Raw genomic sequence first — 6810 nt, 5'->3', positions numbered from 1 at the left:
CCCGCCGCTGACATCGTAGAGCCGCTGCACCAGTTTGACAAAAGTCGTCTTGCCGGAGCCGGAGCGGCCGACCAGTCCGACACGCTCGCCGGCGCGGATGTCGACCGACAGGCCGTCATACAGCGGCTCGCGGTGGCCGCCGTAATGGAACGTGACGTCGTCGAACACGATGCGACCGCCCTGGATGTCGATGGCTTTGGCGTCCGCGGCGTCGGCGATGCCGATCGGCTCGTCATGGATGGCGACGAGTTCCTCCATGTCGTTGACCGACCGCTGCAGATTATTGATGTGCATGCCGACATCGCGCAGATAGGCGTGGATGATGTAGTAGCTGGTCAGCACATAGGTGACGTCTCCGGGCGTCGCCTTGCCGGCGATCCACAGCAGCAGCGCGCCGCCGATCACGGAGCCGCGCAGGCACAGCAGCACCGCGAGCTGCGCCGTCGAGGTGTAGTTGTAGCGCAGCCAGGTCCGGCGCACGCGGCGGCGCCACCGCGCGATGACTCGCGCCAGCCTCGAGTCCTCGCGCGCTTCGGAGCCGAACGATTTCACCACCGCGTTACAGGTCAGGGCATCGGCCAGCGTGCCGCCGACCCTGGTGTCCCAGGCATTGGAAACGCGCGCCGCCGGTGCGATGTAGCTGGTCGAGAACCAGACCGTCATCGACACATAGACCAGCGCGCCCACCGCGATCACGGCGCCGAGCGAGGTCCAGTGCAGCCCGAGCAGGATCATCGATCCCACCAGCACCGCCAGCGACGGGAGCAGCGCCATCAGGATGGTGTCGTTCAGCAGGTCGAGGGCCCACATGCCGCGGGTGACCTTGCGCACGGTCGAGCCGGCAAAGCTGTTGGCGTGCCAGTCGGTCGAGAAGCGCTGCACCCGCATGAAGGCGTCGCGCGAGACGTCGGACATGATCCTGAGCGTGAACGGCACGATCGCATGCAGCCCGATCAGGCGCAGGATCATCGAGACCAGTCCGAGCGCCACGATGGCGCCAAAGGCGGTCCACGCCGCGCGCTGCGCGGCCGGATCGGCGGCGCCCTTCGTCAAGGCATCGACCAGATGCCCGGAAAACAGCGGCATGAAAAGGTCGGCGACGGTCGCGCCCAGCAGGCCGCCGGCCACGGTCATCGCCCGCACCGGCTGATTGAGCCAATGCCGGAACACGAACGGAATCACCACGCGGATCGCGGTGGGGCGTTGTCTGGTTTGAGCGGTCATGGCGTCATCCGGCGGCGCCTCGGCGCGGACCGGCTCCATTTTGACTCGCGGCGGCATCGGGCCGAGCACGCGCGTCGTTGAAAAAAACCGTGAGGGGCTGGGAAGTTATCGGGAGATCAAACCCGATCGATGCTGGCGGAGATGGCCCTCAATGGGCCACGCGGCCATCCAAAAAGGGCTTCGGATGCGAGGACGCGATCTGCGAATACATCGAAATCATGCAAATCTCCCTCGGTTCGAGCCACGATACGCTGCTTATAAATGCGTCGCCGGATTTTGGCAACATGACAAGCGCGTGATCGCATTCAGTGGCTTGGCTCCGAAAGCAGCCCGGCGGGCTTCTTCAGGAACACCAGCAGGATGATGAGGCCGAAATAGAACACCGCCAGCAGGAAGAAGGCGTCGCCGAATCCCATCACCACCGCCTGGCGGTGCACGATCTGGGACAACTGCTTCAGCGCCATCAGCGAGGAATCGCCCATGCCCTTCATGCGCTGGGTCAGCATGTTCAGCGTCTCGGTCGCGGTGGCGTTGCCCCAGGTCACCCGTTCGTGCAGCCGCGCGATATGCAGGTCGGTGCGCTGGTTCAGCACCGAATTGATGACCGCGAGCCCGAGCGCGCCACCTAGATTGCGCGTCAGGTTGAACAGGCCCGAGGCGTTCTTGACCCGGTCGGGCGCCAGCGTCCCCAGTGCAATGGTGTTGGTCGGCACCATCGCCATCATGATCCCGACGCCGCGCAGGATCTGCGGCACCAGCAATTCCCAGAAGTCGTATTCGCGGGTGATCCATGTCATCTGCCAGGAGCCGAGCGCGAACAGCGCGAGGCCGGCCGCAATCAGCAGGCGCATATCGACCTTCACCATCAGCCGGCCCACGATCGGCGCCGTCAGGAACATGGCCGCGCCGGACACGAACATGGTTTCGCCGATCATCAAGGCGCTGTAGCCGCGCACTTCCGCCAGGTAACGCGGATACATATAGGTGAGGCCGTACAGGCCGATGCCGACGCAGAACGATATCAGGCAGCCGATGCCGAAATTGCGGTCGCCGAAGGTCCTGATATCGACGATCGGCTCCTCCACCGTCAGCACGCGCCAGAAAAAGGCGATCGCGGCGACCGCGCAAACCGCGGCGCAGACCGCGACCGAGGTATCCTGCAGCCACTGGGAATGCGGCCCCTCCTCCAGCACATATTCGAGCGTTCCGAGAAAGCTCGCCATGAAGATCAGGCCAAACCAGTCGAACCGCTGCAGCAGCGCGAAGTTCGGCTCGTCGAAATCGACCAGCGCCAGCACGCCGACGGTGATGGCGATGCCGGGCACGATGTTGATGAAGAACAGCCAGTGCCACGACAGCCAGTCGGTGATGATGCCGCCGACCGTCGGGCCGATGGTCGGCGCCAAGGTAGCGACCAGGCCGATGATCGGGCCGACGATGTAGAACTTCGAGCGCGGAAACACCGTATAGGCCGAAGCGAACACGGTGGGGATCATGCCGGCGCCCATGAACCCCTGGATCGCGCGCCACACGATCATCTGCTCGATGGTCGAGGCGAAGCCGCACAGCAGGCTGGCGACGGTGAAGCCGGCGGCGGAAATCGCAAACAGCAGGCGGGTGCCGAACGCCCGCGACAGGAAGCCGGACAGCGGGATCCCGATCACCTCGGCGATCAGATACGAGGTCTGCACCCACGACACTTCGGACGAGCTCGCCGACAGCCCGGCCTGGATCTCGGCGAGCGAGGCCGAGACGATCTGGATGTCCAGGATCGACATGAACATCCCGAACACCATGATGAGAAACGCCACCAGTCGCCGCGGCGGAATCCGCTCGGACGGCACGGCCGCTTCACTGATCATCGAAGGCGGGGCGGTGGTGGCGTCGGCCATGGTCTGCTCGGGTCAGGACGGGTCTTCAATCGGGCGCGCCGCCCGGCCGCCGCACGTCATTTCGTTCGAGGCACCGGCGCCGCGTCGAGATCGGCCTCGCTGTCGGCATCGGCGGCGCCCTCGCGGGTGTCGACGGTGGTGTAGACCGACATGCCCGCGCGCAGCAGGTTCTGCCCGGCGACGTCCTTCGGCACCCGGATCCGGACCGGCAGCCGCTGCACGATCTTGGTGAAGTTGCCGGTGGCATTGTCCGGCGGCAGCAGCGTGAACACCGAGCCCGCGGCGGGCGAGATGCTGTCGACGATGCCGGTGAACTTGCGGAAGCCGTAGGCATCGACCTTGATCGTCACCGGCTGGCCCGGACGGATCCGCTTGAGCTGCGTCTCCTTGAAATTGGCGTCGATGAAGACGCTGTTGAGCGGCACCAGATTGCCGAGGCGCTGCCCGGCCTGGATGAAGTCGCCGGTGTTGACCATGCGGTTGGAGAAGGTGCCTTCGACCGGCGCGCGCACCGCGGTGAAGTCGAGGTCGCGCTGCGCCTTGGCGAGCGACGACTGCAACTCCACCAGCTGGGCGCGGGCCTCGTTCTGCTGCGCCTTGGTGACCTCGACATTGTCGCGCGCGGCATCATAGGCGGCCTGCGCCGATTTCACCGAGGCGAGGCCCTGGTCGCGGCCGGCTTCCGAGGTTTCGAAAGTGGCGCGCGAGGCAAATCCCCTGGTGCTCAGCGCCTGCTGGCGCTCGAAATCGAGACCGGCCCGCTTCAGGGAAGCTTCCGAGGAAGCGAGCTGCGCCTTGGACTGCTCGGCCGCACTTTCCATCGCGGCGACCTGGCGGCCGATACGGTCGATGGTGGCCTGCTGGGTCGCGATCTTGCTGCGCGCCGCTTCGACCGCGATGCGATAGTCGCCGTCGTCGATCCGGAAGATCACGTCGCCGGTGCGGACCACGACGTTGTCGCCGGGCACGATAGCCGCGATGTGGCCGGACACCCTGGCGCCGAGCGTGGTGTTGTTGGCGCGGACATAGGCGTCGTCGGTGGAGATGTAAAAGCGTCCGACCAGAACATAATGAACGGCGTAGCTGGCCGCGGTAATCGCGAGCAGCGCGATGGCGCCCACCAGGAACAGCTTGCGCTTGCCCGATTTCGGTGCGGCCGTATCGGCGGCGGCCGGTGCTGCGGCGGGCTTGCCGATGACGGGACTGACCGGCGCTTCGGCGAACGTGTGAGAAAGAGGCTGGTCGGCGGCGGAAACCTCGCGCGAACCTGCCGCCACATCCGGCTCCGGACGAAGGATACGTGCGGCCTGGTCTCGCGCTGCGGCCATCATGGCCTCCCCACTGCAATGTCGCGACGCAGGCGCAACCGAAAACCGGCTATTCCGCCCCATCGGGTTCCCAAATAACATTGACCGAACGGTTCGGTCAAGATATAATCGTTCAACCAACCCTACACCGCGGTTTCCTTTTGCGGCGTACCACGCGAGGAAATGTTTCCGGAAAAGATAAACCAATGGTTGCAGCAAAGCCCCCGCCGCTCCAGCTCGTCGGCGATGAGGATTCCTCGAAGCGGCGTCAGATCGTCGACGGCGCGCGCAAGGTGTTCATGGATCTGGGCTTCGACGGCGCCAGCATGGGCGAGATCGCCCGCTCGGCCGGCGTCTCCAAGGGCACGCTGTATGTCTACTTCGCCGACAAGAGCCGGCTGTTCGAGGCCATCGTCGAGGAGGAATCGCTCGAACAGGGCAAGATGGCTTTCAATTTCGATCCCGAACGCGATGTTACCGCCACGCTGATGGATTTCGGCCAGGCCTATATCCAGTTGCTGTGCCGGCCGGGCGGCGGATCGGCGATCCGGACGGTGATGGCGATCGCCGAGCGGATGCCGGAAGTCGGCCGGCGCTTCTACAACAACGTGGTGGCGCTCACCATCGCCAAGCTCGCCGCCTATCTCGAGGCCCATGTGCGATCCGGCGATCTCGACATCGAGGACTGCCCGCTGGCGGCGACGCAGTTCATGCAAATGTGCCAGGCCTCGCTGTTCATGCCCTTCGTGTTCCAGGCCGCACCGGCGCCCTCCGTCGAGCGCATCGCGGAAGTGGTCGGCAGCGCGACGCGGATGTTTCTCGCGGCGTATCGGGTGAAGCGGGACTGAAGCCATACTATCGTCATTGCGAGCGAAGCGAAGCAATCCACCTTTGCTGCGTAGAGACAGAATGGATTGCTTCGCTTCGCTCGCAATTACGGCAAAGTAATTCAGACGGGTCCTCAGTGATAATCTTCCAGATCGACGTCGATGACATCGCCCTCGATCCAGCTGAATGCAACGCTCCAGTTCTTTGAGACTGGACACGATGGCATCCCGAGGCGACAATCTTCCTCTGCCCACCCGCACCCGCGAGGTCTTCCCATGCGAAACGCATTGACTTTGATGGTCGCCGCCGCTGTCGCCGCGATGGCCGCGCCCTCCGCGCAGGCCGGCGAGCGAGGGCCGGTCCTTATTCCGGTCATTCCGTACGAGTACGGCGTGGCTTCGCCCGGCAGGGTTGGCTGGTTTCCGTACCGTTGCAGCAATGGGCCGGCGCAAAATTTCTATCATGGCGCTTTCTATCCCGAGGTCCCGGCGCTGCATGACGGCTTCGCCTACCGGTCCTATTACCGCTACACCGCCGACCGCAAGATCCCGAAGACATATCTGTGCGCGGTCGTGGAGTAGGCAGCAGACCACTCGGCTGCAGCAGCGCGACGCGCCCCGCTTGACGTAATCCGGTGTAACAATCGTCGCGCGTCATGGAACCAAGTGCTCCCCACAATTGTTGCCCACCTGAAATCACCAGGTGACACCAAGATCAGGGATGAATGGGCCATGCGTGTCTGGATCGTCGCATTGTCAGTCCTGGCTATTTTGCCGGGCATCCTCATCGGCGCGGATGCCGCCCTTGCCGGTCCAAGCACGACCCCCCGCGCTGCCACGGCAATCGCCGACCCGGCCACGCTCTCCGACGAAGCAACCCGGGAAACCGAGGACCGGATCGGTCTCGACAAGCGAAAGCGCCGCGACGTGCAGCGCGGGCTGGCCCGGCTCGGTTTCGACACCAAGGTCAATGGCAGGTTCGACGAAAGGACCCGCGCCGTCATCCTGCGTTGGCAGGCGGCGCGCGACTATCCCGCCACCGGCTTCCTCAACACCCCGCAACATCAGGCGCTGCTGAGCGAGTCCGCCTCCGCGGCGCAAGCCAGCGTCAGCGAGCGTCCGGCCCGTCGCCGCAGCAGTGCTCGCCATCAACGCGGCAGCGGCGGTCCGATCGCCGCGATCGGCGGCGTGGTGGGTGGTGTCGTAGGCGGCGTGTTCGGACGCCGGTGATGCGCCATCCCTGACGCGCGTAGGCGCAGCCGGATCACCCGATGTAACCCGCCCGACACGCCAAAGTGATGGACGGCTCGACCGGGAAACGTCGCGAAACCCACGCCGGCCAGCCGCGTCACGCTTGCCAGCCTCGGTCAGGATATCCTCTCCCTTCCACACGAATCCGTTATTTGACACTTCTTCTAATTTTGTCAAAATCGACAAATGAAGCCGCGCGACCGCATCCTCGATGCCGCCATGGCCGTGTTCCGCCGGCACGGCTTCCGGCGCTCCTCGATCGAGCAGGCGGCCGAGGCGGCCGGCCTGACGCGGCAGGCGTTGTACCAC

General features: G+C 64.9%; 7 protein-coding genes. 4 read left to right on the top strand and 3 right to left on the bottom strand.

The features are described 5' to 3' along the window. From Q8N40_RS18540 to Q8N40_RS18530, 3 genes are all read right to left on the bottom strand, one after another. Positions 1–1224 (bottom strand): ABC transporter ATP-binding protein (locus Q8N40_RS18540; protein ID WP_305712845.1); only part of this gene is annotated, 1224 nt, incomplete at its 3' end. A gap of 305 nt (positions 1225–1529) precedes the next feature. Further along, positions 1530–3116, bottom strand: a complete 1587-nt coding sequence (locus Q8N40_RS18535) for a DHA2 family efflux MFS transporter permease subunit (protein ID WP_305712843.1) — start codon at positions 3114–3116, stop codon at positions 1530–1532. Positions 3117–3172: 56 nt separating this feature from the next. Further along, positions 3173–4444, bottom strand: coding sequence for an HlyD family secretion protein (locus tag Q8N40_RS18530; protein ID WP_305712842.1), 1272 nt, complete (start codon positions 4442–4444; stop codon positions 3173–3175). Positions 4445–4629: 185 nt separating this feature from the next. Between Q8N40_RS18530 and Q8N40_RS18525 the strand changes: the two genes are divergently transcribed. The 4 genes from Q8N40_RS18525 to Q8N40_RS18510 form a co-directional block, all read left to right on the top strand. Next, the gene (locus Q8N40_RS18525; protein WP_305321172.1) at positions 4630–5271 is read left to right on the top strand and encodes a TetR/AcrR family transcriptional regulator; all 642 of its coding nucleotides are present in this window, start codon (positions 4630–4632) and stop codon (positions 5269–5271) included. Positions 5272–5526: 255 nt separating this feature from the next. Then, positions 5527–5832: a hypothetical protein gene (locus Q8N40_RS18520; protein ID WP_305321173.1), complete on the top strand. Its 306-nt coding sequence runs from the start codon at positions 5527–5529 to the stop codon at positions 5830–5832. A gap of 150 nt (positions 5833–5982) precedes the next feature. Further along, positions 5983–6480 (top strand): peptidoglycan-binding domain-containing protein, encoded by a 498-nt coding sequence (locus Q8N40_RS18515; protein ID WP_305712841.1) that lies wholly within the window; start codon positions 5983–5985, stop codon positions 6478–6480. Positions 6481–6687: 207 nt separating this feature from the next. Continuing rightward, the coding region (locus tag Q8N40_RS18510) for a helix-turn-helix domain-containing protein (protein WP_305712844.1) at positions 6688–6810 on the top strand (123 nt) is incomplete at its 3' end.

It is taken from the genome of Bradyrhizobium sp. (assembly GCF_030693485.1).
Classification (GTDB): Bacteria; Pseudomonadota; Alphaproteobacteria; order Rhizobiales; family Xanthobacteraceae; genus Bradyrhizobium.
This window is presented reverse-complemented; position numbering and strand designations above follow the sequence as displayed.

Bases quoted from the DNA above. Each gene is read 5' to 3' on its own strand.
- Q8N40_RS18535 (WP_305712843.1), bottom strand. From the start codon at position 3,116: ATGGCCGACGCCACCACCGCCCCGCCTTCGATGATCAGTGAAGCGGCC.
- Q8N40_RS18530 (WP_305712842.1), bottom strand. From the start codon at position 4,444: ATGGCCGCAGCGCGAGACCAGGCCGCACGTATCCTTCGTCCGGAGCCG.
- Q8N40_RS18525 (WP_305321172.1), top strand. From the start codon at position 4,630: ATGGTTGCAGCAAAGCCCCCGCCGCTCCAGCTCGTCGGCGATGAGGAT.
- Q8N40_RS18520 (WP_305321173.1), top strand. From the start codon at position 5,527: ATGCGAAACGCATTGACTTTGATGGTCGCCGCCGCTGTCGCCGCGATG.
- Q8N40_RS18515 (WP_305712841.1), top strand. From the start codon at position 5,983: ATGCGTGTCTGGATCGTCGCATTGTCAGTCCTGGCTATTTTGCCGGGC.